At 60.5% G+C, this 23,047-nt stretch carries 20 protein-coding genes and 2 tRNA genes; 10 read left to right on the top strand and 12 right to left on the bottom strand.

Annotation, left to right across the window (positions count from 1 at the left end; genetic code table 11):
- Positions 1-51: 51 nt before the first annotated feature.
- Entirely contained in the window at positions 52-2,154 is a 2,103-nt protein-coding gene (locus NOM06_RS15185) for a HAMP domain-containing sensor histidine kinase (RefSeq protein WP_162516085.1), read from the bottom strand.
- A 25-nt stretch (positions 2,155-2,179) separates the two neighbouring features.
- Positions 2,180-3,535, bottom strand: coding sequence for a sigma-54 dependent transcriptional regulator (locus NOM06_RS15180; protein WP_255912179.1), 1,356 nt, complete (start codon positions 3,533-3,535; stop codon positions 2,180-2,182).
- Positions 3,536-3,790: 255 nt separating this feature from the next.
- Here NOM06_RS15180 and NOM06_RS15175 point away from each other — a divergent pair, with 255 nt between their 5' ends.
- The 6 genes from NOM06_RS15175 (at position 3,791) to NOM06_RS15150 (ending at position 9,626) form a co-directional block, all read left to right on the top strand.
- The gene (locus NOM06_RS15175; RefSeq protein WP_255912178.1) at positions 3,791-4,633 is read left to right on the top strand and encodes a substrate-binding domain-containing protein; all 843 of its coding nucleotides are present in this window, start codon (positions 3,791-3,793) and stop codon (positions 4,631-4,633) included.
- 64 nt (positions 4,634-4,697) lie between these two features.
- Complete coding sequence (locus NOM06_RS15170) at positions 4,698-5,399, top strand: ABC transporter permease (protein WP_150999110.1); 702 nt, start codon at positions 4,698-4,700, stop codon at positions 5,397-5,399.
- 34 nt (positions 5,400-5,433) lie between these two features.
- The gene (locus NOM06_RS15165; protein ID WP_255912177.1) at positions 5,434-6,129 is read left to right on the top strand and encodes an energy-coupling factor ABC transporter ATP-binding protein; all 696 of its coding nucleotides are present in this window, start codon (positions 5,434-5,436) and stop codon (positions 6,127-6,129) included.
- Positions 6,101-6,745: a molybdenum cofactor guanylyltransferase MobA gene (gene mobA / locus NOM06_RS15160; RefSeq protein WP_255912176.1), complete on the top strand. Its 645-nt coding sequence runs from the start codon at positions 6,101-6,103 to the stop codon at positions 6,743-6,745. The genes NOM06_RS15165 and mobA overlap by 29 nt, the downstream gene beginning before the upstream one ends.
- On the top strand, positions 6,742-8,505 hold the full coding sequence (locus tag NOM06_RS15155; protein ID WP_255912174.1) for a bifunctional molybdopterin-guanine dinucleotide biosynthesis adaptor protein MobB/molybdopterin molybdotransferase MoeA: 1,764 nt from the start codon (positions 6,742-6,744) through the stop codon (positions 8,503-8,505). The genes mobA and NOM06_RS15155 overlap by 4 nt, the downstream gene beginning before the upstream one ends.
- 62 nt (positions 8,506-8,567) lie before the next feature.
- On the top strand, positions 8,568-9,626 hold the full coding sequence (locus NOM06_RS15150) for an FUSC family protein (RefSeq protein ID WP_255912172.1): 1,059 nt from the start codon (positions 8,568-8,570) through the stop codon (positions 9,624-9,626).
- Positions 9,627-9,684: 58 nt separating this feature from the next.
- On the opposite strand, the gene NOM06_RS15145 is transcribed toward NOM06_RS15150, so the two are convergent.
- From NOM06_RS15145 to NOM06_RS15105, 8 genes are all read right to left on the bottom strand, one after another.
- Entirely contained in the window at positions 9,685-10,239 is a 555-nt protein-coding gene (locus tag NOM06_RS15145; RefSeq protein ID WP_255912171.1) for a DUF3332 domain-containing protein, read from the bottom strand.
- A 180-nt stretch (positions 10,240-10,419) separates the two neighbouring features.
- The gene (locus NOM06_RS20895) at positions 10,420-11,721 is read right to left on the bottom strand and encodes a PAS domain-containing methyl-accepting chemotaxis protein (protein WP_305120802.1); all 1,302 of its coding nucleotides are present in this window, start codon (positions 11,719-11,721) and stop codon (positions 10,420-10,422) included.
- A gap of 89 nt (positions 11,722-11,810) precedes the next feature.
- Positions 11,811-12,290 carry a GNAT family N-acetyltransferase gene (locus NOM06_RS15130; protein WP_255912170.1) on the bottom strand — a complete coding sequence of 160 codons (480 nt, stop codon included), beginning with the start codon at positions 12,288-12,290 and terminating at the stop codon, positions 11,811-11,813.
- A gap of 97 nt (positions 12,291-12,387) precedes the next feature.
- Positions 12,388-12,831 carry a DoxX family protein gene (locus NOM06_RS15125; RefSeq protein ID WP_255912169.1) on the bottom strand — a complete coding sequence of 148 codons (444 nt, stop codon included), beginning with the start codon at positions 12,829-12,831 and terminating at the stop codon, positions 12,388-12,390.
- Entirely contained in the window at positions 12,828-13,580 is a 753-nt protein-coding gene (locus NOM06_RS15120) for a DNA-binding domain-containing protein (protein WP_255912168.1), read from the bottom strand. The genes NOM06_RS15125 and NOM06_RS15120 overlap by 4 nt, the downstream gene beginning before the upstream one ends.
- Positions 13,573-14,421, bottom strand: a complete 849-nt coding sequence (locus NOM06_RS15115) for a DUF692 domain-containing protein (RefSeq protein ID WP_255912167.1) — start codon at positions 14,419-14,421, stop codon at positions 13,573-13,575. Before NOM06_RS15115 ends, NOM06_RS15120 begins: the two co-directional genes overlap by 8 nt.
- 72 nt (positions 14,422-14,493) lie before the next feature.
- Entirely contained in the window at positions 14,494-14,757 is a 264-nt protein-coding gene (locus NOM06_RS15110; protein ID WP_206901369.1) for a DUF2282 domain-containing protein, read from the bottom strand.
- 437 nt (positions 14,758-15,194) lie between these two features.
- Positions 15,195-15,395 (bottom strand): YbfA family protein, encoded by a 201-nt coding sequence (locus NOM06_RS15105; RefSeq protein ID WP_005334863.1) that lies wholly within the window; start codon positions 15,393-15,395, stop codon positions 15,195-15,197.
- A 212-nt stretch (positions 15,396-15,607) separates the two neighbouring features.
- On the opposite strand from NOM06_RS15105, the gene NOM06_RS15100 reads away from it, so the two are divergent.
- Complete coding sequence (locus tag NOM06_RS15100; protein ID WP_005347702.1) at positions 15,608-15,901, top strand: hypothetical protein; 294 nt, start codon at positions 15,608-15,610, stop codon at positions 15,899-15,901.
- A 48-nt stretch (positions 15,902-15,949) separates the two neighbouring features.
- Here NOM06_RS15100 and NOM06_RS15095 read toward each other — a convergent pair.
- A tRNA-Cys gene (locus NOM06_RS15095) sits at positions 15,950-16,023 on the bottom strand.
- Positions 16,024-16,080: 57 nt separating this feature from the next.
- Positions 16,081-16,156: transfer RNA gene (locus tag NOM06_RS15090), tRNA-Gly, on the bottom strand.
- A gap of 249 nt (positions 16,157-16,405) precedes the next feature.
- Here NOM06_RS15090 and NOM06_RS15085 point away from each other — a divergent pair.
- The 3 genes from NOM06_RS15085 (at position 16,406) to NOM06_RS15075 (ending at position 23,046) form a co-directional block, all read left to right on the top strand.
- Positions 16,406-19,843 carry an ATP-binding protein gene (locus NOM06_RS15085; protein ID WP_255912166.1) on the top strand — a complete coding sequence of 1,146 codons (3,438 nt, stop codon included), beginning with the start codon at positions 16,406-16,408 and terminating at the stop codon, positions 19,841-19,843.
- Between the two features lie 415 nt (positions 19,844-20,258).
- Positions 20,259-21,944: an ABC transporter substrate-binding protein gene (locus NOM06_RS15080; protein ID WP_255912165.1), complete on the top strand. Its 1,686-nt coding sequence runs from the start codon at positions 20,259-20,261 to the stop codon at positions 21,942-21,944.
- Positions 21,945-22,062: 118 nt separating this feature from the next.
- Positions 22,063-23,046, top strand: coding sequence for an ABC transporter permease (locus NOM06_RS15075; RefSeq protein ID WP_005353818.1), 984 nt, complete (start codon positions 22,063-22,065; stop codon positions 23,044-23,046).
- The last annotated feature ends 1 nt before the right edge of the window (position 23,047 follow it).

Genomic DNA, 23,047 nt, shown 5'->3' with positions numbered 1-23,047 from the left:
CGCCAACCATGTTGACGGGCTGTCTTTATCACGGGCCTTTTTATAACAGCATCAATCGCTTGTCTCACGCCCCTCGGCATTGAGCGCAATGCGCCACCCTTCCAGTTTCGCAGGCTCGCTGCCGCTGGGCAGCAGGGCGTGGCTGCGCAGCCGCACGGTAAAGCAGCTCCCCTGCCCCGGGGTGGAGTCCACCAACAGCTCCCCACCCCAGCGACTGATAATGCGGTGGCTCAGGGCCAGCCCCAGCCCGGTGCCGGTAGCGCGGGTGGTGAAGAAGGGGTCGAAGATCTTGTCGATAATGGCCGCCTCGATGCCGCTGCCGTTATCGATGACCCGCACCTCGGCCCCGCGCAGCTGACCCAGTTCATCGACCCAATCGCGGCTCTCGACCCGGATCTCCCCCTGCTCTCCCAGCGCGTGGCTGGCGTTGACCAAGAGGTTGATCAACACCTGCAACAGCTGCTGGCGATCCGCCTCGATGGGCTGCTGGGCCCTGAGATCGGCCACCAGCTCCACCTGCTGCTGGCGCAGAGCGGAGCGCACCAGCGTCAGGCTCTCCTCGATGATGGGGTTGAGGTGCTGCCACACCGGCGCCGTCTCGTAATCGCCGGGGCGCGAATATTGCAGCAAGCTGCGGGTGATGGCACGAATGCGCTCGATCTGGGCCAGCACCAGCGCCAGCTCCTCGCTGACCGGCTCGGCCGCCTCCCCCAGCTCCAGCTTCATCAGCTCCACATTGCCGAGGATCACCGCTAGCGGATTGTTGATCTCGTGGGCCACCCCGGCCGAGAGCTCGCCAAGGGCCGCCAGCTTCTCGCTGATAAGCAGTTGCTGGCGCGCCTCGGTCAGCATATGGATATGATCTTCCAGCTCGGCGGTCTTGAGCTCAAGGCTTTGGGTACGCTCGGCCACCTTCTGCTCCAGCTCATCGGCGCTGCGAGCCATCTGCTGCTGATGTGCTTCTTGCCTGTCCAGCATGGCGTCAAACTGGCGACCGAGCTGGGCCAGCTCGTGGTCGGGATCGAGGGCCAGCGGGCCGATGCGAGCGGACTCCCCGGCCTGCACCTGCCGCACCACCTTGTGCATCCGCTCGATGGGGGAGAAGAGATCCCGTGCACCGCGATAGACCAGCAGGCCGGAGAGCAGCAACAGCAGCACTACGCCGGAGCCCAGCTCCACCAGATTGGTGAGGTAGGTGCGGATAATGGGCCACTCGAGAAAGCCCACATAGAGCATGCCGAGCCGCTCGCCCCTGGCCCCCAAGAGCGGCTCGTAGCCCGAAACATACCAGGCGTCGTGGACAAAGGCGCGGTCAACCCACATCTCCCCTCGCCCCAGTACCTGTTCGCGCACCGGCGGCGAGACCCGGGTGCCCACCGCCCGGCCCACCTGACGGCTGCTGCTGACCGGCACGTTGGTGCTCACCCGCAGATCGTCGAGAAACAGGGTGACGGTGCCAACGCTGCCATCTGGCAGGGTATTTTTGGCAAACACCTGACCCTTGAGCTCATCCACCAGCCGGGTGCTGCCGTTGACAAGCTCGCCCCCCTCCAGCACAGCCCAAAGGGAGCCGTCGCGGCCCATCACCGGCGTCAGCGACAGGCTGATCAGCCCCCTGTCCTCCACCACCCTGGTGCCATCCCGCTGCCACAGCACGGCCCGTTTGGCCAGTTGCGGAGAGAGGGCGAGCATCTCCTGCTGCGACCAGACCACAAAGTGACTGACGCTGCGTCCGGCCGTGAGGGCGGCGCGCTCTTGCGCCGTCAGCTGATCCAGCTCGGGGCCGCGGCGCAAGCGCAGAAAATCGAGACCATAGTTGGCCGCCAGCGGCATCACCCAGTCATGCAGCTGATCCGGCGATTCCCGCAGCCGCAGCTGAAAGGCCCAGGCATCGCGCAAATGCTCCAGATGCTCGGTCTGACGCTGCTGCTGCACCGTGATAGCGTGGTGGGCCACCCCGAGATCGCTGCGCACCGTGGTGAGCAGGTTCTGCCAGCTGTAGGTGAGGGTCCAGTAGAGGGTGAGCGCGATCATGCCCACCAGGGTGAGCATGATGGGTACCGAGGTGAGCAGCAGCAGGCGCCAGCGCACCTTGGTGCGGACGCAACGGGGCAACAGGGCGCGCATACAGCGGGAAAGCAGGGTCAGTTTCATCGCCACCCCATCCGATCAGCCTTCCTCATTCGATGGCCCACTCCTTGAATTTGCGATCCAGCGTCTTGCGCGCCACCCCGAGCACCCGGGAGGCGGCCGACTTGTTGCCATCATGGCTGGCCACCACTTGCAGAATGTGGGCTTTTTCCACCTCCGCCAGCGGCCACGCCAGCGGATAGCCCTCCTCGCTCGCCCCCGGTTCGGCGTGCTTGCTGCTCTGCCAGTAATCCGCCGGGGGCTTGCCCAGCAGCAGGCAGCGCTCAATGAGGTTGCGCAGCTCCCGCACGTTGCCGGGCCAGGGGTAGGCCTGCATCGCTACCACATCCTCGTGGGTCCAGCTCAAGGAGCCCATGCCCATCTCGGCGGTGAGCTGGCGGGTAAAGTGGTGTACCAGCGCAGGGATATCGTCAATGCGATCCCGCAAGGGGGCAACCGGCAGCGCTACCACGTTGAGGCGATAGAAGAGATCTTCGCGAAAGCGGCCCGCCTCCACCTCGGCCTTGAGGTTGCGGTTGGTGGCGGCGACGATGCGCACATCCACCGCCAATTCGCGCTCGGCCCCCACAGGGCGGATGGCCTTCTGCTCCAGCGCCCGCAGCAACGAGGCCTGCATGGCGAGCGGCATCTCGCCGATCTCGTCGAGAAACAGGGTGCCCTGATGGGCGACCCGGAACAGGCCGTCGCGCCCCTTGCGGGCGCCGGTAAAGGCCCCCTGCACATGGCCAAACAGCTCGCTTTCCAGCAGCTCCGGCGCGATGGAGGCGCAGTTGAGGGGCACAAAGGCCCCCATCCGGCCGGAGAGTTGATGCAGGGCGCGGGCCACCAGCTCCTTGCCGGTGCCGGACTCCCCCTCCACCAGCACGGCGGCGTTGGAGGGGGCTACTCTGGCGATGAGCGTCTTAAGCTCGCGGGTCTTGGCACTGTCGCCAATCAGAGTGGGCGGGAAGAGCTTGCTCACCTCCCGGCGCAGCAGCAGGTTCTCCCGCTCCATCTGGCGGCGCTCGATGACTCTGTCCACCGCCTGCACCATCTGATCGAGGTTGAAGGGCTTGAGGATAAAGTCGCTGGCGCCGAGGCGCAGCGCCTTGAGGGCGGTCTCCATATCGCCAAAACCGGTCATGAAGATGATGTCGCTGCGGCGGGTGGCCGGGTCTATGGCTTCGTGCCACTCGATGCCGGAGCGCCCCGGCAGCCGGATGTCGGCGATGATAAGGTCAAAGTGAAGGCGGCAGCGCAGGGCTTCCGCCTCCTCCACGCTGGCGGCAGTCTCAATCTGGGCAAAACGCTTGGCCAGCGCCTTGGCCAGAAAGCTGCGCATGCCGGGCTCATCATCAACGATAAGCAGGGAGAGGGCAGACCAGCGGCTGGGAGGAAGTGTCATGGAAAAAAGTACCTCGGATGCACGTACGGTCGGTGAATGTCCCGATAACCGGAACCTTAGTGGGACATTTTGTCCTTACCGTATCAAAAGCACCAACACCAATTATTAAAAGCGATAACAAGCTCACCTAATTGATTCTAATAAGCTTCTGTTTTTAAACGGCAAACCGTGAATGCAGCGGCAAAGGAACAGTTTGGCACCCTGCTTGCTTACTCTTGCCCTCTCCTCATCCACCCTGAAAAAAATTGCATCACGATGACGATAAAAACCAACCTCAAACGTTTTGCCCTCTCCCTCGCCGCCAGCCTGCTGATCGCCGGGGCGGCCCACGCCGAAGCGGATACTAATGCCACAAAAGCGCCGATCCGCCTCGCCACCACCACCAGCACCGAGCAGTCCGGTCTGCTGGGCTGGCTGCTGCCCCAATTCACCAAGGAGACCGGTTATCCGGTGCAGGTGATGGCGGCCGGTACCGGCCAGAGCCTGAAGATGGGCGAGAATGGCGACGCGGATCTGGTGATGACCCACGCCCCCTCTGCCGAGAAGAAGTTCGTCGATGCGGGCTTTGGCATCGAGCCGGTGCACCTGATGTACAACGACTTCGTCATCGTCGGCCCGGCCAAAGACCCGGCGGGTCTGGCCAAGCTGCATGACGCGGCCAAGGGGCTGCAAGCCATCAAGGATAAGGGCCAGACCTTTATCTCCCGCGGTGACGAGTCCGGCACCCACATCAAGGAGAAGACCCTGTGGCAAGCCGCTGACGTCAAACCCGAGTTTGCCGGTTACAAATCCATCGGCCAGGGGATGGGCCCGACCCTGACCATGGCCTCGGAGCTGGGTGCCTACACCCTGACCGACCGCGGCACCTGGCTCGCCTACCAGAGCAAGCTGGATCTCGCCGTACTGCTGGAGGGTGACAAGCGCCTGTTCAACCCCTATCAGGTGATCCTGGTCAACCCCAAGCGCTACCCGGATCTCAACACGGAAGGGGCGCGCACCCTGAAGAACTGGCTGGTCTCCGAACATGGCCAGAAGCTGATCGGCGACTTCAAGGTGGCCGGTCAGGCGCTGTTCGTGGCCGACGCCAACACCAAGTAATGCCCGCACCGACCGATATGGCGGCGCAGCTGGCCCTCCCCCTGCATGCTGACGGGGGAGGTGCCTGATGACGCTGCTCGACACGACCCTGGCTGCCCTCGCACTGCTGTTCAGTGGTGACACCGAACTGTGGCAGGTGGTGGGGGTCTCCTTCTCCGTCTCCTGCATCGCCCTGCTGCTGGTGCTGCTGCCCGCCTTGCTGCTGGGCTTTGCCCTGGCCTATCTGCCGCTGCCCGGCCGCTGGCTCTGGCTCTCCTGCATCAATACCCTGCAATCGGTGCCGACCGTGGTGATTGGCCTCTTGCTCTATATGCTGCTGTCGCGGGCCGGCCCCTTTGGCGACTGGAAGCTGCTCTTTACCCAGCAGGCGATGGTGGTGGGGCAGATGCTGATCGCCTTTCCGGTGATCGCCACCATGGCTCACGCGGCGTTTGTTCAGAGCGATCGGCGCGCCTGGGAGACTGCCCTGACCCTCGGGGTCTCCTGGCCCAAGGCGCTGATCGGCCTGATGCACGAGTGCCGCTTTGGCCTGCTGGCGGCCATCATCGGCGCCTTCAGCCGCATCGTCACCGAGGTGGGCTGCTCCATGATGGTGGGGGGCAATATCCTGCACTTTACCCGCAATATCCCCACCGCCATCGCGCTGGAGACCCAGAAAGGGGCCTTCACCCAAGGGGTGGCGCTCGGCATAGTGCTGCTCACCCTCGCCCTCTTGCTCAACCTGCTGCTGACCGCCTGTCGCGGCCACAGCTATCTGAAGAACTGACCATGCCCCCACTGTGTATCAACAGGAGTACCCCATGGCCCTGATCGCCCACCAGCTGACGATGCGCTTTGGCGAGCGCCAACTGTTCGAGATTGACCGGCTCGCCATCGCACCGGGGGATGCCATCTGGCTGCATGGAGCCAACGGGGTGGGCAAGACCACCTTGCTCAAGATCCTGGCCGGGCTGCTGGCCCCGACCCGTGGCCACACCAATCTGCCGGGGCGCTGGCAACAGCGGCTCAACCGGCTGCTCAAGCGGGAGCTGGGGCCGGGCAGGGTTACCTATCTGCACCAGACCCCCTATCTGTTCGATCGCACGGTGCACGACAACGTCGCCTGGGCGCTGGATAAACAACTCGGCAGCGAGATCCGGGTGTTCGAGGCGCTGCGCCGGGTCGAGCTGGAGGGGCTGGCACGGGAGCACATCAGCATTCTCTCGGGTGGCGAACGGCAACGGCTGGCGATGGCACGCGCCTGGGCGCTGCAACCTGCCTTTCTGCTGATGGATGAGCCCACCGCCAATCTCGACACACATTCGGTTGCCCTGATGGCCGCATTGGCGCAAGATCTGCGGGAACATGGCAGCGGCCTGGTCGTCATCAGCCACCAGAGCAACGCCCTGACCGACCTGTGCGAGCGGCAATGGACCCTCGCCCGTGGCCAGCTGCAAGAGACGACCCCTTTAAAAATCATCGAGCGACATGACTTCAAAAAGCGACAGCCACTCTGATCCCGTTGCCGTATCAGCAGTGATCCTGGCAGGAGGCCGCGCCACCCGCATGGGGGGTGAAGACAAGGGATGGGTAGCACTGGCGGGACGCCCTCTTATCGACCATGTTTTGGCGCGCCTGCGCCCCCAGGTGGATGAGGTGCTGATCAACGCCAACCGCAGTCAGGCCCGCTATCAGGCGCTGGCCCCGGTCATCAGCGATGACAACAACGACTATCTCGGCCCGCTGGCGGGCATGCAGGCAGGTCTTGCCGCCGCCCGTCATGACTGGGTGCTGTTTGTCCCCTGCGACGGCCCCGCCCTGCCGCTGGATCTGATGAGCCGCTTTCGCGCCGCCCTGACCCCACAGACCGAGCTGGTAGTGGCCCACGATGGCGACTGGCTGCAACCCGTGGTGGCCCTGCTGCACAAATCCCTGCTCCCCTCCCTCACCGCTGCGCTGGCAGAGGGAGAGCGCAAAATCGATATCTGGTTTGCCCGCCACAATATGGCGGTGGTGAGCTTTGCCGATCAGCCGGATGCCTTTATCAATCTCAACAGCCCTGCCGAGCTGGCCGCCTACGAGGCCCGTCTGCTCGCCACGGCTATCGACCCCCAACAAGGAGTCACCTCATGACCCCGGCCCCCACTCTTCCCCTGCTCGGCTTCGCCGCCTGGAGCGGCACCGGCAAGACCACCTTGCTGGAGCAGTTGATCCCCCTGCTGGTGGATCGCGGCCTGCGCATCGGGGTGCTCAAGCACGCCCACCACGACTTTGATATCGACCAGCCGGGCAAGGACAGCTATCGCCTGCGCAAGGCGGGTGCCCAGCAGATGATGGTGGCTTCCCGCTGTCGCCATGCCCGCATAATTGAAACGGAACTGGCCGAAGCCGATTTTCGCCAGCTGCTGGCAAGCTTCGATCAAACCAGCCTCGATCTGCTGTTGGTCGAGGGGTTCAAGCACGAACACTTCCCGAAAATCGAGCTGCACCGCGCCGAAATTGGCAAGCCGCTGCTCTTCCCCGAAGACGGCGACATCATTGCGCTGGCCAGCGATCAGCCCCAACAGAGTGGCGAACAACAGCAGACAAGCCTGCCCCGCCTCGATATCAACGATCTGGCGGCTATCGCCGACTTCGTCTGCCGCTGGCTTGACGGCTGCCAGAGCAAGGAGCCGGAGGCGGGCAAGGGCTTTCTCTCGGTAGAGGCGGCCCGCAACGCCATTCTGGCGGCCTTAACCCCGAACAACGCCTGCATCGATAAACCGCTGGCCCAGTGCCACGGCGCCGTGCTGGCCGCCGATCTGATAAGCCCCATCAATGTGCCGCCCCACGCCAACTCGGCGATGGATGGCATTGGCCTTCGCAGCGACGATCTCGCCGCCGGCCGCTGGCAACTGGTGGGAGAAGTGCTGGCGGGCCAGCAGCGCCACGAGCCGGTGCTGGCCGGTCAGGCGGTGCAGATCATGACCGGCGCCCCACTGCCCCCCGGGGTAGATACTGTGGTGATGCGGGAAGAGACGCTGATTGAAGGGGAGTGGGTCACGGTTACCGCCCCGATCCGCGCAGGGCAGAATGTGCGCCTGGCCGGGGAAGATCTCGCCAAGGGTGCGGTCGCCATCCCGGCCGGGACCTGGCTTGGTGCCCCCCAGCTGGGGCTGGCGGCATCACTCGGTCAGGCCTGTCTCACGGTGCGCACCCCGCTGAAAGTGGCGCTGTTCAGTACCGGTGACGAGGTGCAGGCCCCGGGCGAGCAGCTCGCCCCCGGCCATATCTTCGACAGCAATCGCTTCACCCTGATGGCCCTTATCCGCGCCGCCGGTTGCGAGGTGATGGACCTTGGCATCATTCCCGATGACAAAACCATTCTGCGCCAGCAGCTGGAGCAGGCCGCCGCCAGCGCCGATCTGGTGCTGAGCTCGGGTGGGGTCTCGGTGGGCAACGCCGACTTTATCAAGCTGGTGCTGGCAGAGCTCGGCCAGATCGATTTCTGGCGCATCCAGATGCGCCCGGGCCGCCCGCTCGCCTTTGGCAAGCTGGGGCAGACCCCCTTCTTCGGCCTGCCGGGCAATCCGGTAGCGGCGATGATCTGCGTGCTGCAGTTTGTCGAGCCCGCCATCGCCCGCTTGCAGGGCAAGCGGTGGCAGCCGCTGCGCCTCTCGGCACTGGCAGACGAGAAGATGAAAAGCCGCCCGGGGCGCACCGAGTTTCTGCGCGGCATCTTCCATCAGGACCGCAACGGCCAGCTGCGGGTGCGCACCACAGGGCCACAGGGCTCGGGTATTCTGAGCTCCATGGCCGATGCCAACTGTCTGATCGAAATCGTACCGGACCAACCCGGGATCGCCATTGGCGAGCGAGTCTGGATCCATCCCCTGCAGGGACGACTGGCCTAAATCCCGACGGGGCGTCGGCCGGATGCACGGCGCCCCGTCACCCACCTGACAGGAGGCAGACCGTGCGTCTTGATGCCCCCCTCTCCCGACTCGATCTGCTGGTCTATGGCCGCTACCGGATCGTCCATGGCCTGCGCATTGCGCTCGCCTTTATGCTCACCTTTCTGCTGACCCGAGAGCTGAAACTGCCGGAGAGCACCTGGCCGCTGATAACCTTGGTGGTGGTGATGGGCCCCATCTCGTTCTGGGGCAATGTGCTCTCCCGCGCCCTGCAGCGGGTGGTGGGCACCATCTTCGGTGCCAGTTGCGGGGTGGTGGCGCTCTATCTCGAGATCTACTCCCTGCCACTCACCCTGATCTGGTGCGGCTGCATCATGTTCCTCTGCGGCTATCTGGCGCTCGGCAAGCGCCCCTATGTGGGACTGCTGATCGGCATCACCCTGGGGGTCACCATGGGGGCCATGCCGGGGGACATAGAGACGGCGCTGTGGCGCAGTGCCGACGTGATACTGGGCTCCCTGCTGGCGCTGCTCTTTTGCAGCATCTATCCCCAGCGGGCCTACAGCCACTGGCGGCTGCAACTGCACCAGATCCTGCAGCAGTCGAGGCGGCTCTATCACACTCACCTCTCCCCCAATGTGCTGGAGCGCCCGCGCCTCAAGCACAATCTCTCCCAGCTGTTGGCACAGACCGGCAAACTGCGGGCCCTGCTGGCCCCGGCGGCCAAGGAGACGCGCCACAGCGTCGCCCTGTTTGATGCGGTGCAGGTCACCATGCGCAACACCCTCTGCACTCTTGAGATGCTGGCCAACACCTACTGGAACGATCGGGAGAGCCACTTCCTGATGCAGAGCACGGCTGCGCTGCAAGCCTGCCATCTGGCCACCGAGGAGGCAATCAACCAGCTTGCCCTGATGATGCAAACCGGTGACGGTCGCGGCGCAGATGACGCTATCGCCCGCCTGCACGAGGTGGCGACCCGGGTGTCGCTGCCGCCCAACGCAGAGGCAGCCATCAATGGTTACCTCTGGCTCAACGTCCAGCTGACCGAACAGCTCACCCACCTGCGCCGCCTGCTGGGGCTGATCCTCACCCCGCCCCATCGCAAGCAGCCCGACTAGGCCCAATGCAAAACGCCCCGCAGTTGCGGGGCGTTCTTGTCGGCATAGGCACTGATGATCAGGCCGCCGTGCGGGCGTTCTCGCTCATCTGCTCCAGCTCTGCGCGGCTCAGGGTAGAGACAAAGCGGCCATCGAAGTAGATATCCATCAGCTCCCCACGCTTCTCGCCACGCATCATGCTGCGGCGACCATCCAGATAGTGCACCTCCATCTGGGCGGTATGTTCGTCCGGGTAGCTGATCTCTACCTCGCGCACCCCTTGTGGTAGCATGGCCAGCGGCACCTTCTTGAGGGCCGGATCCAGATGCTGGTTCACCTTGATCACCGGATCGGCTTTCATGTCCACCACAGCCGGAGATTTGCCGGTGATGGGGTTCTTGCCAGACCAGAACTCGATGGTATTGAACACAAACAAGTCAGCGGTCGCGGCCAGACCGTAGACAGGGGAGAGCAGCATAAAGACCCCGGCACGAGCGTAGCGATTATCCACCACGCTCAGGTTGCCCTTGGTGACCATGCCGGAAAGCCCCATCTGCCCCATACAGCCGCCCAGACCCATGCTCGCGACCATAACCAGCAGGGCCATTGCCCGCCCCTTCTGTTGTAATGCCATCGTGTTCTGTTCCTGCTCTGAAATAAATGAGGCGGTAAGCCTAATCAAGGGGCCAGAAGAGGACAATTCACAATGGCGGGGTGATACAGGAAGAGTTCAGATTGGCGTACCAAGTGAGCAATAAATAAGCGCCGATGGGATTATCATCCGATCGGTGCCTCGTTCAACAACCAATAACCGTCAGGAGCCGATGGCCAGATTGGAGACTGTCTCGGTCACATTGATGGCGCCCTGCTCGATCTGCGCCATCACGCCACTCACCTCGCAGATCTGCTCCTTGCCACGCTGGGCGCTGGTCGCCACCTCATTGATGTTGCCGGTGATCTGGGCCGTCAGGTCGCGGTTTTTCTGAACCACGCTGGCGATCTCGCCGGTCGAGAGGGAGGTGCGCGCAGCCAGCTGACGTACTTCGTCGGCCACCACCGCAAAACCGCGCCCCTGATCGCCGGCCCGGGCTGCCTCAATGGCGGCGTTAAGGGCCAGCAGATTGGTCTGCTCGGCAATACTGCTGATGGTCGATACGATGGCTTCAATGCTTTTCGACTGCTCATTGAGCTGGCCAATCAGACCGGAAGTGCGGCTCACCTGTTCGGAAATGGCGCTGGAGATGGCAACCGATGCCGCCAGCAGTTCAGACCCGGTTTCGGCAAAGCGGGTGGTCTCCTGCGAAATGGTCTGGGCTATGTTGGCCGCCTCGCTCACTGCCTGGGCGCGCTTGATCCGCTCTGTCACCTCACTGGCAAACTTGATCACCTTGACCACCTTGCCGCTCTCATCCTTGATGGGGTTGTAGGTAGCCTCCAGCCAGATCTCGTTTCCGTGGCTGTCACGACGACTGAACAGCCCCGACTTGAGCTGGCCGTGGGCCAGATCGTCCCAGAAGTGGGGTTGCTCGCGATAGAAGCTCTCATCGCAAAACAGCCTGTGATGCTGCCCCTTGAGCTGCGAAAGGGAGTAACCGACGCAGGAGAGGAAATTCTGATTGGCAGTCACAATCTCCCCCTTGGGGGTGAACTCGATAATGGCGAGTGCCCGATCGAGTGCCGAGATGATCGCTTTCTGACGACTCAACTGCTGATAACTCTCGGTAATATCGGAAGCAATCTTGACCACTCTGACCACCTTGCCCTCAACCTTGACCGGGAAGTAGGTCGCCTCCAGCCACAACTCCCTGCCATGTTTGTCAATGCGCTGGTAGATGCCACTGTGGGAATGCCCCTGACGCAACTGCTCCCAAAACTGGGCATAGGAGGATGACTGGGCGTAGTGGGCATCACAAAAGATCCGGTGGTGTTTACCAATCACCTCCTGCTCGCTATAGCCCACCACACTCAGAAACAGCGGGTTCGCCTCGAGGATCTCGCCGCTTGGAGTGAAACTGATGGTAGCGACACCGACTTTTACTGCATCAATAAATGCTTGGGCCTGGGCCAACTGCATTTGACACGCTTGTAATTCCGCTTTGAGTTTGAAGTTGAACATCTGCCCTGCCCCTCTATTACCTGGTTACAACTACGTCACATCTGCATGAACTTTAGACGAGAAACCATAGAGATAACGGGGCCCATCGATTAAGGTGCCAGGTCCCACTCCAGATAGGCCGGATTGGCGACAAAGCCGATCCGCTCATAGAGAGGGCGCCCCTGATCGCTGGCATGGAGCCACACCTTGCCCAGCTGACGCGCTCTGGCGAAGGCTGTAATGGCATCGAGCAGCGCCGTGGCGATCCCCTGCTGGCGCCATTGTGGCCGCGTATACATATTGAGCAGATACCCCTCCATCCCCGCCAGATTGCCGGGATAGGGTGGCCGAACAAACAATGCCAGCGTCCCTGCTGCCACGATCTGTTTGCCGCCCTCCTGCGTATCGGCCTCAGCCAGCCAGGATAAAGCACTCTCTTCACTCATCGCCCGGATGAAATAGTCAAGGGTGGCCTGCCACAAGGCCGGGTCTGCCTGCGGCGTCACTAGCTCACCGACCTCACAAAACAGCTCCATGCGCAGCGCCACCAGTGCGGGAATATCTGCGGCCCTTGCCTGACGAATGATCATGGGTTGCTCCTTTTCTCTCATGGGAAATTTCGCCAGCCGTCATTATGACAAAGAGCGCCTTGTGGCGCTCTTTGTCATAGGGGAAATCACTGATAAATCAATGGCTGCGACGTGTCAGCCAGTGATCCAGGCTCAGCACACCGCCGCCCCAGATGATCAGGATCAGCAGCATCCAGCCCCACAGCTGGTGATCGTAAAAGCCACCCGCCCAGAGGGTCGGGTAGGAGATCACCGCCATGATATTGAAGCCAAACAACAGCAAGGCGGCCGGGCGAGTAAAAAGCCCCGCCAGCAGGAAAAGCGGCAACAGCAGCTCGGTCGCCGTCCCCAGATAAGCAGCCCACAACCAGGGCAGCAGGGGCACCTGATACTCGGATTCAAACAAATAGAGGGTGGAATCCCACGCCGTCAGCTTGAGCCAGCCTGAAGTGATAAAAACCGAGGCGACCCACAGCCGCGCCAGCAACAGCACACCAGCGCTGCTCCAGCGCGGCAAATCACCACTCGAGCTGGCCAGTACCAGCCATTTGTTTGTCATCATGGCATTACCTCCATATCCACCAGCAGACCAAGGGTTATCAGGCGAGTGAGATGTTCACTGGCCGCAGGGTCGGCCGCCAGCAGATCGACCAGCGCCGTACCAGCGAGACATCCCTGTAGCAGCGCCCACTCACCCACCGTCAGGGGCAAGGGGGCAACCCGGCAATCCGGCTGTTTCTTCAATGCCAGCCAGACGGGGGCATCAAGCACCTCCACCGCTTCACCACCGTGCAGCGCCATCTGCCACAGGGCCAGCACCGGATAATCACTGGCAACCAGCAGCAGATCCGTGGCCGGCAAGAGTCGCAGCCGATCCCATTGTTGCGGCGATAATGCGGCCAGACGCTCGGCTGGCCAGCAGCGTGATTCCAGCGGCAGCAGACTGGCACGCTCAAGCTGCCATTCGAACTGAGCCAACTCCTCCAGCCAGGGCAGTCCGGTTGTAGTCGGCAAGCGGGCCAACCATTGGCCAAATCCGGCGCCATAGTGCATGACGCTCCCTTCCCTGAGCGGCTCGGCCAATACGAAGCCACGGGCCGCCGCTGCAAAAAAGTCATCCCCGACCATGGCCTTGACGGCGGGATAACTGCTCGCCAGCACCTCGCCAAGGCTCAGGATGAAGTGGTTGCGATAGACCTGCAGCACAGATTCGGCAGAAAAGAGCCGGGAGCTGATGTGAGGGGCAATGGCGTCAGGCGCCCCCAGCAGACCCTGGGCAAAATGCTGTTGCAGCTGTGCCAGCTCAGCCATGGGCTACCTCCCGTGGTGCACTCATGGCGCACGCCTCATCCAGAATGGCGCTGGCCTGCGCTGCCTCTGCCAGCAAGACCGGCAGCGGCGGGATCTCGAGATCCCACTCAATCAGGGTGGGAATGGCCTGCTTGCGGCAGATCTGACGATAGAGTTCCCAGACCGGCTCCACCACAGGGGCGCTGTGGGTGTCGATATAGAGGGAGCCTTTCGGCAGCTGCTTCTCGGTATAACCGGCCAGATGGATCTCCCCGACAGTGGCGAGATCGATCGCCGCCAGATACTCATCGCAAGAGAAACCGTGATTGAAGGCACTGACATAGAGATTGTTGAGGTCGAGCAGGATGCCGCACTCGCTGCGCTGCTGCAGCTCGGCCAGAAATTCCCACTCGCTCATCTCCCCGGGCAGTTGCAGATAGGAGGAGGGATTTTCAATCAACATGCGGCAACCCAGGGTCTGTTGTACCAGCTGGATCTTGTCGCTCATGTTGCGCAGGGAGGCGCGGGTATAGGGCACCGGCAGCAGATCGTTGAAATAACGCCCGCCAATGCTGCCCCAGCTGAGATGTTCGGAGATCCGTACCGGTTTGATCGCCGCGGCCAGTGTCGACAACTGCTGCAGATGGTGCGGATCGAGCGGGTCGGCAGAACCGAGGGACATGCCAACGCCGTGAAGACTGACGGGGTAGTGTTGCGCCAGTTCGGCGAGCACCTGAAAACCCTGGCTGTGCCGTTCGAAGTAATTTTCACTGTGCACCTCCAGCCAACCGACTGCCGGCAGGGTTTGCCGGATCTCATCGTAATGGGGAGTGCGTAATCCGATACCAATCAAAGGGTTCATCGCAAGACTCGCTTTCGCCAATCAGAGAAGATGCAGGGGGCGACCCATTGGCCATCCCCTGCCCGATGTCTCTTACTTGGGTTGCAGCGAACCGCCGACCAGCTTCTCGCACAGCCCTTTGGGCATCACCACAAAGGCATCACCCTGAGCATCTTCCTTGGCTGTACCGGCGCAGGAGCTGCTCTTGGTCGCACAGTCATTTTTGCTGGCCTTGACCACGCCGTAGCACTTCTCCTTTTCATCGGCAGCCATGGCTGGCGCCGCGATAAATTGGGCGCCCAGCGCCAGCAGACCGGTCATGGCGGAGACGATAGCAGTGCTTTTTTTAACATTCATGTTCATGTTCCTTTTGATGTCGTTGGATGTTGCTGATATCCCCGATTTGTCGCAACCGGGTACCTGCAATAGAACCGGCAAACGGGATATTCCCTTTCAAAAAAACACAAAAAGAGTTAAAAAACCCAAAGACAGACACTCAATTGATTGATTTTAAACAGCTATTTCATCATTGAAAATTTCTCGACGACCACCCGTTAATGAACGAGGAAAGTGCCATATGGTGCGTTCACTCCGTTAATCTTCTTCACTGCTTCCATCAAAAGAGATATGTCAGACATAAAAAATCCCCGCCAACAGGCAGGGCTGGATGCAACTTGCAAGAAACAAGAAATCAACAAGCGGGAGGGGGGGGTGGGAGCCAGGAGTTGCGGCAAGCAGATAAAAAAAGAGACAGCTTTGGCTGTCTCTTTTTTTGCACATGGTGCGAATGGGGTTTAGTAGAAGATCCGCTCGCCACGCTCGCTCATTTTGAGCCAAACCGGTTTGGTGCTGGTTTTATTCCAGATCCGGTGCAGATAGCTGTAGAAGCGGGCACGATCGCTGCGAAACAGCATCACGGGGAAAGCCAGAATACCCACCAGCAATACATAAATGCGACGAAGAATAATCTGAGTCAGGGAAAAGGGATGAAACATGATGTAACTCCTTACTGGTAAGACCACTGAGCAAAGATTACCCCACTCCATGTAGGATTACTACATCACCAACGCATTTTTTTATAAAAAAATGGTGAAAAACGGGAAATACTGAAAACGGGTTACGTCATTAACCAACAGTTAACAAACTTGCGAAAATCGTGCGCTTTGCCACAGTTATCAGGGGAAAAACATGCAGTAGGGAGACACGCATGAAACTGCCGGAAGTGGCACTGTTGGTGCTGATGGTTGCCCTGACACGGGCACAACTGGAGGAGTGGCAACTGAATCGGGAAGATGCCATCGTGCTGGCCGAACGGGGCGTGCCCACCGTCAGCCTGTGGCAATGCGGCACACTGAAGCAACGGATTGCGGATCTCAACCAGCACAGTGCCGAGGTGCAGTTTCAATATCGGGGGCAAAACATGGCGGATGTGAGCCACTATCTCGAGCGCGAGTGGAAACAGGCTGGCTGCGAACAGTTACTGGTACAGCAAGGATACTGACCAAGGCTCAGACTCGAAGAGTGATGATTGAGATGAACAGAGAGAAGATGGAGGCACGTTCCGGAGTCGAACCGGACTAAACGGATTTGCAATCCGCTGCATAACCGCTTTGCTAACGCGCCATGCTGACAAGACTGATTGTCTTGAAAGTGAGTTCCACCGTTGGTGTGATGGAAAATTGGAGCGGGAAACGAGACTCGAACTCGCGACCCCGACCTTGGCAAGGTCGTGCTCTACCAACTGAGCTATTCCCGCGTTACTGCTTTGGTGCCAGTTGCCTGACAACGAGGCGCATTATACGTACCACGAGCGCCAGCACAACCCCTTTTTCGCAATTTAAGCCCTGATGCAGACTGTTTGCTCAGGGTTTAAACGCCTTGCTGCATTTTTCTCCAGCCAGCTGTGACCCACCAAGCGAATTTGGGATAAAGTCGTTGAAATGATTACGCTTTCGTTCGAGACTTGAGCGGCTTAATAACCGGATTCTCAATTGAAAATCACAAGATGAAATGGATCTTCACGCTTCGTGGGCTCAGGCCGCAGTTAATGCTGGCTTTTTTCATGTTGGGCATGGTGCCCTTTTTGGTCATCACCCTCTTCTTCCTATACAGCCACGGCAAGGATCTCACCACCCAGACCTCCAACCATCTGGTCTCCGTCCGTAATATCAAGAAGAGTCAACTCGAGGATTACTTCAACAACCTCAAAGAGCAGATCATCAACTTCTCCCAGCAGGATTTCGCCGGCAACAGTATCGGCCGTTTCTATGGCTTTACCGGCGCCTTCGAGAAGCTGGGCACCACACCGCAGGAGGCCCGCAGCCGTGCTCAGGCCCGCTATCTGCCCGGCTCCTGGGATCAACTGCGCAAACCGGACAGTCAGGTGGAGATCGAACCCTCCATCACGGCGCTTATCCTCGCCGACGAGATGTATGGCCGGGTACACCAGCGTTTTCATCGCGGCTATGCCGACATGGTGCGCAAGTCCAACTACAGCGACATCTTTCTGGTGGACCTCAACGGTGATGTGGTCTATTCGGTCACCAAGCACCCTAACTTTGCCACCAATCTGCTCTCCGGACCTTATCAGGGCAGTGGCTTGGGCCAGACCTTTGCCAAGATCAAACGCCGCCTTGATGGCGGCCAGAAGCCGCAGCAGATCTTCGAGTTCACCGATTTTGGCCGCAACGAGCTGACCGGGCAGGTGGTTGCCTACATGGCGGCCCCCGTGATGCAGTACGACTATGTGCGCGGTGTGGTGATTTTCGAGCTGCTGCCGGACAAGCTCAACCAGATCATGGCGGAGCGGGAGGGGCTGGGCGAGACCGGCGAGACCATACTGATCGGCCCGGACAAGCGGATGCGCGCCGATGCCTGGCTGGCACCACAGTTCAGCGTCGAGAACAGCTTCAGCCCCAATTTCCGGCCGCTGCAAACGCCCCTCATCACCAAGACGCTCTCCGGCGAGCAGGGGGTCGGGCTGTTCCACTCCTATCAGGATGACGAGGTGCTGGCCGCCTACACCCAGGTGAAGGTATTCGACACCGAGTGGGCGTTTATTGCCGAGATCTCCACCCGGGAAGCCTATGCCCCGATCCGCCAGCTGGAAACTCTGGTGATTGTGCTGGGTGCAGGCTCGGTACTGCTGCTGATCCTCTTCTCCCGCTGGCTCTCCCACTCCATCACGGCGCCGCTGCGCTCCCTGACCGAAGCGGCCGAGCAGGTGGCCGACGGCGCGCTGGATCACCCCATCGCCATCGAGCGCACCGGTGATGATATCGACCGGCTGGCCGAGGCATTTCGCCATATGCAGCGCTCGGTGAAGGACAAGATCGAACTGATCGAACAGCAGACCCAGGAGCTGCAACAGCAGGTCAAGCTGACCCACAAGCAGAACCTCAGCCTGCAGCAGGCGGACAAGCTCAAGGATGAACTGCTGGCCAACACCTCCCACGAGCTGCGCACCCCCATTCACGGTATCAAGGGGATGGCCGAGTCGATGCTCGCCAGCCAGCAGGATTTGACCGAAGGGCAGCAAAAACAGCTCGGCCTCATCATCAAGAGCGCCGACGGCCTGGCCCGTCTGGTTGACGATCTGCTGGACTACCACCAGATGCGCTACGGCCAGCTGGAGATCCACTCACAACCCGTCTCATCAAAAGGGGTGATCCGGCTGGTGCTGGATCTCTGCCAGCATCTGGTGCAGGCCAAACCCCTCACTCTGGTGGATATCAGCCCGGCCGAACTGCCGCCGGTGCTGGCCGACGAACAGCGGCTCGAACAGGTGCTCTACAACCTGGTGGGTAACGCCATCAAGTACACGCCGCAGGGCAAGGTGGTGCTCAGCGCCATGGTCGAGAACAACTTCCTGCGCATCAAGGTCACCGATACCGGCATCGGCATCGCCCCCGATCATCTGGAGCACATCTTCGAGCCGCTGGTGCAGATGAGCCCGGAGGTAAGCAAGCAGGGAGCCGGCCTTGGTCTCTCCATCACCCGCCAGCTGGTGCACCTGATGGGGGGCGAGCTGTTTGTCGAGAGTGAGCCGAGCGTCGGCTCTACCTTCGCCTTTACCCTGCCCCTTGCCACCGGCAAAGCGGCCAATCTGACTCTCGACAGCCGCCAGATCGAGCATCAGCTGGTGCGCCAGCAACCGCTGATCCTGCCTGACTGGGAGAGCGACGATCTGCCCCCTCCCCCCGAGGGTGCGCCGCTCATTCTGGTGGTGGATGACGAGCCCATCAACCTGCACATCCTGCGCCATCTGCTGCAGCCCTGCGGCTACCGCATCCTGCCCAGCAGCGATGGCCACGATGCGCTGGCCAAGCTGGCCGAGGAGCCGGTGGACCTCATCCTGCTCGATGTGATGATGCCGACCCTTTCCGGTTTTGACGTCTGCCGCCGCCTGCGCCAGCAGCACCCGAAAGATATGCTGCCGGTGCTGCTGCTCACCGCCCTTAACCAACCCAAGGATATCGAGGAGGGCTTTGGAGCCGGAGCAAACGACTATCTGGTCAAACCCTTCTGCAAGGAGGAGCTATTTGCCCGGGTCAAGGCACTGCTGGAGGCCAAGGCCGGACGCGCCTCGCTGGTAGAGAACCGGCTATTGAAGCAGGAGATCGAACATCGCCTCACCCTGCAGGATCGACTGCATCAGGATCAGCAGCGGCTGCTGGCCCTGCTCGGCGAAGGGGCCGACCCCATGATCTTTATCGACGAGCAGGGCACAGTGCTGTTTGCCTCCAGGGTGTTGGCACGCCTGCTGGGGCAGGAGCCGGAAGCCATGGAGGGGCAGCCCCTCAATGAGTGGCTCGCCACCCCGCTGCAACAGCAGTGGCCCGACCTTGCCAGCGAGCGGGAACACAATCTGGAATTTCTGGTGGCCGGGCAAAAAGATGTACTCAACGCCCGCGCTCTGCCCATCGCGCTCGGAGGACAGGCCGCTTTCGCCCTCACTCTGAGTACCGAGCTGCGTCAGGATGAGAACCGGATAATGGCGCTGGAGAACGCCCTCAAGAACCTCTCGCGGCAAGCCATCATCGAAGATGAACAGCTGCTGGGCGAGCTGAGCCGCCTGGGTGGCGAGTTCCGTTCGCTGGCCGACGACCTCATTCGCCAGCAGGATGACGAGCCGCTGCGCCGTGCGCTGGTAGAGACCATGCAGCTCACCCTGGATGCCTGGCAGCAGGGGACCGGCAAGGGCAAAATCGTGCTGGCAGAGAAGAGCAAGCTGTGGCGGGTCTATATGGACAGATCCAGCCCGCAGACCCGCACCCTCGACAAATACCTGAGTCTGGACACCCTGCCCAAGTCACCACGCTGGAAGACGGTGGTGGCCACCACCGAGTATGTGCTGGGCCACTGCCCGCTCAATGACCACCAGCGCCAGCAGTTGCAGCACAGCGCACAGACCCTGCGTCAACTCGCCAACCGCAAACCGTGACACGGCGCCCTAAACGGGCGCCGGATCACAATTGGCAATCTGGTTTCTTTTTATGCAAAACAAAGCCCCGCACAACCCCGAAACCGAGAGCAGATCCAATTCACAAATTTGTCATATACGCCATTTTCACAGCCACTTTTTACGCGAAAGCAAATAACGCAAATTAATGATTTTAAAAAGATAAAAATCGATTTTGACGAGATTGACGTAACACCGTCAATTTTTACGAAAACAACGAAATCAATAGTTGTTGTTTTCCTGTTAATTCTGGTTTGCTTAGGGCGTTGGAAAACAGAACGACAAAGGTTAGACACCTGACCAACACAGAGGGCCGATTTCATCAGCATGCGAAACCGGTGCTCACACAAAACAAGGCGAACCCTCGGGAATGCCAAAAAATAAGAAAGGAAAACATATGCTTGCCAAAGTATCCAAAATCTCTACCGCTGTAATGCTGGGAACCATGATGCTTGCCGGTGCCGCCGGTAACGCCATGGCCGCAGAAAACAAAACCGTGCTGACCATGGTCGCACAGCAGGAAACCGCCTGGGTCAAGAACTTCAACCCCTTCCTGCAAGCGGGCTTGCTGCACACCACCCGTCACTTCATCTATGAACCGCTGGTGATCTTCAACGATATGCAAGGGGGCAAACCCGTCTATCGTCTGGCCACCAACTATGCGTTCAGCGATGACCTGAAATCCGTCACCTTCGATCTGCGTGACGGCGTGAAGTGGTCTGACGGCGAAGCCTTTGATGCCGATGACATCATCTTCTCCTTCAATCTGGTCAAGGCCAACAAGGCGCTGGATGAGCGCTCAATCTGGACCCAGATCAAGAGCGTCGAGAAGCTGGCCCCCAACAAGGTCAAATTCAACCTGACCGAGGTCAACACCAACGTGGTGAACGATCTGGTGCTGGTACCAATCGTGCCGGAGCATCAGTGGAAATCGGTGAAAGATCCGGTTGCCTTCACCAACGACAAGCCGGTTGGTACTGGCCCCTTCACCGAAGTGGACAACTTCTCCGCCCAGCTCTATACCCAGTGCCGCAACCCGCACTACTGGGATAACGCCAACCTCGCCATCGACTGTCTGCGTATGCCGCAGATGGCCACCAACGACCAGGTGCTGGCTGCTGTCATGAAGGGTGACATCGACTGGTTCGGCTCCTTCGTACCGGATATCGAGCGCCTCTACGTCGGCAACGATCCGAAGAACAACAAATACTGGTTCCCGGCCTCCGGTACCGTGGCGTTCAACGTCAACTTCCAGACCAAGAACCCGGGCAATAACGAAGCCTTCAACGACATCAACTTCCGCCGCGCCTTCTCCATGGCGATGGACCGCCAGTCCATGGTGGATATCGCGGGCTACGGCTACCCCACCGTCAACGAGTACCCGTCAGGTCTGGGCAAAGCCTTTGACTCCTGGAACAACCCGGAAGTGGACAAGAAGTACGGCAAGTACAACAAGTTCGATCTGGAAGGGGCCAAGGCCCTGCTGAAAGAGGCAGGCTACAAGGATTGTGACGGCGACAAGTTCCTCGACACCCCGAGCTGCAAAAAGATCGAGTTCAAGGTACTGGTGCCGAATGGCTGGACCGACTGGGTCAACACAGTACAGATCGGTGTAGAAGGGCTGCAGGCACTGGGCCTGAACGCCAAAACCGCCACCCCGGAAGCAACCGTCTGGACCGAGAACCTGATCACCGGTGACTTCGACGTCGCCCTGCAGGGTTACTTTGCCGGTGCCAACCCGCACAAGTACTTCGAGACTGCGTTCCACTCCCGCAACATGGGCGACCGTGGCAACCGCTTCGCCGCGCCCCGTTACAAGGATCCCGAGCTCGACAAGCTGATCGATGACTTCACCCAGACCGCCGATGCGGCCAAGCAGAAGGAGATCATGTTCGCTATCCAGGATCGTGTTGGTGCCAACCAGACCATCATTCCGGTCTTCAACAACCCGACCTGGTATGAGTACAGCACCAAGCGCTTCAACGGCTGGTTCAGTGCTGATAACCCGGTAGCCAAACCTCAGCTCCACCCGGACACCCCTGAGCGTCTGCTGCACGTGTTGTCCCTCAAGCCAAACAGCTAAACAATCCCGGCCCCCTGCGGGGGGCCATCTTCCCCGTTAATCCCCTTCTTGCCCGGTTTTGCCGGGATTGGGGTAGCTATACCCGACGCGGGGCAGACTTGCAGTAAAAGGTACCATCATGGGATTCATACTGAGACGCTTTTCCTTCTACCTGGTTGCCTTTCTGGTAGCCGCCACCATCAACTTCCTGTTACCCCGTGCCATGCCAGGGGATCCTGTCTCCGTGATGTTTGCCCGCGCTGGCGCCATGATGGAACCCGCCGCCCTGGAAGCCCTCAAAGCCACCTTTGGCTTTGTCGACGGCCCCATCGGTACCCAGTTTCTTACCTATGTGAAGAGTGTCTTCACCTGGGATCTCGGCACCTCGGTGCGCTTCTACCCGCAGCAGGTCTCTGACGTGCTGGGCCGTGCCATCGGCTGGACCCTGTTTCTGGTCGGCACCTCCACCATCCTGAGCTTCTCCATCGGTTCCATCGTCGGCATCTTCGCCGCCTGGTATCGCGGCGGCCGGATGGACAGCATTCTCTCCCCGCTCACCCTGGTGATGCAGGCCATTCCACCAGTGGTGGTCTCCCTGCTCGCCCTGTTCCTGTTCGGGGTCAGCCTCGAGTGGCTGCCCATCGGCTACGCCTACAGCCCGGAGATCAAGGCTGACTGGGGCTGGGAGCACATCAAGAGCATCATGACCCACGCCATCATGCCGGTGCTGACCCTGGCCGTGGTACAGGTGGGGGGCTTTCTTATCACCATGCGCAACAACATGATCAACCTGCTGGGCGAGGATTACATCACCATGGCCAAGGCCAAGGGGCTCTCCAGCAACCGGGTGATCTTCAACTACGGCGCCCGCAACGCCATTCTGCCCAGCGTCACCGCCCTATCGATGGCGCTCGGCTTCGTCATCGGTGGCTCTCTCATCACCGAAGTTATCTTCAACTATCCCGGCCTGGGCCTGACCCTCTATCAGGGCATTCTGGCCCGCGACTACCCGCTCATTCAGGGGCAGCTGCTCATCATGACCATCACCATGCTCAGCTTCAACTTCCTGGCCGACGTGCTCTACGTCTTCCTGGATCCCCGTCTGCGTACAGGAGGCAAATAAG

Origin of the sequence: Aeromonas sp. JL9, assembly GCF_024436075.1 — a bacterium.
GTDB lineage: Bacteria > Pseudomonadota > Gammaproteobacteria > Enterobacterales > Aeromonadaceae > Aeromonas > Aeromonas veronii.
The sequence above is the reverse complement of the archived record's forward strand: the minus strand, read 5'-3'. Positions and strand labels throughout refer to the sequence as shown.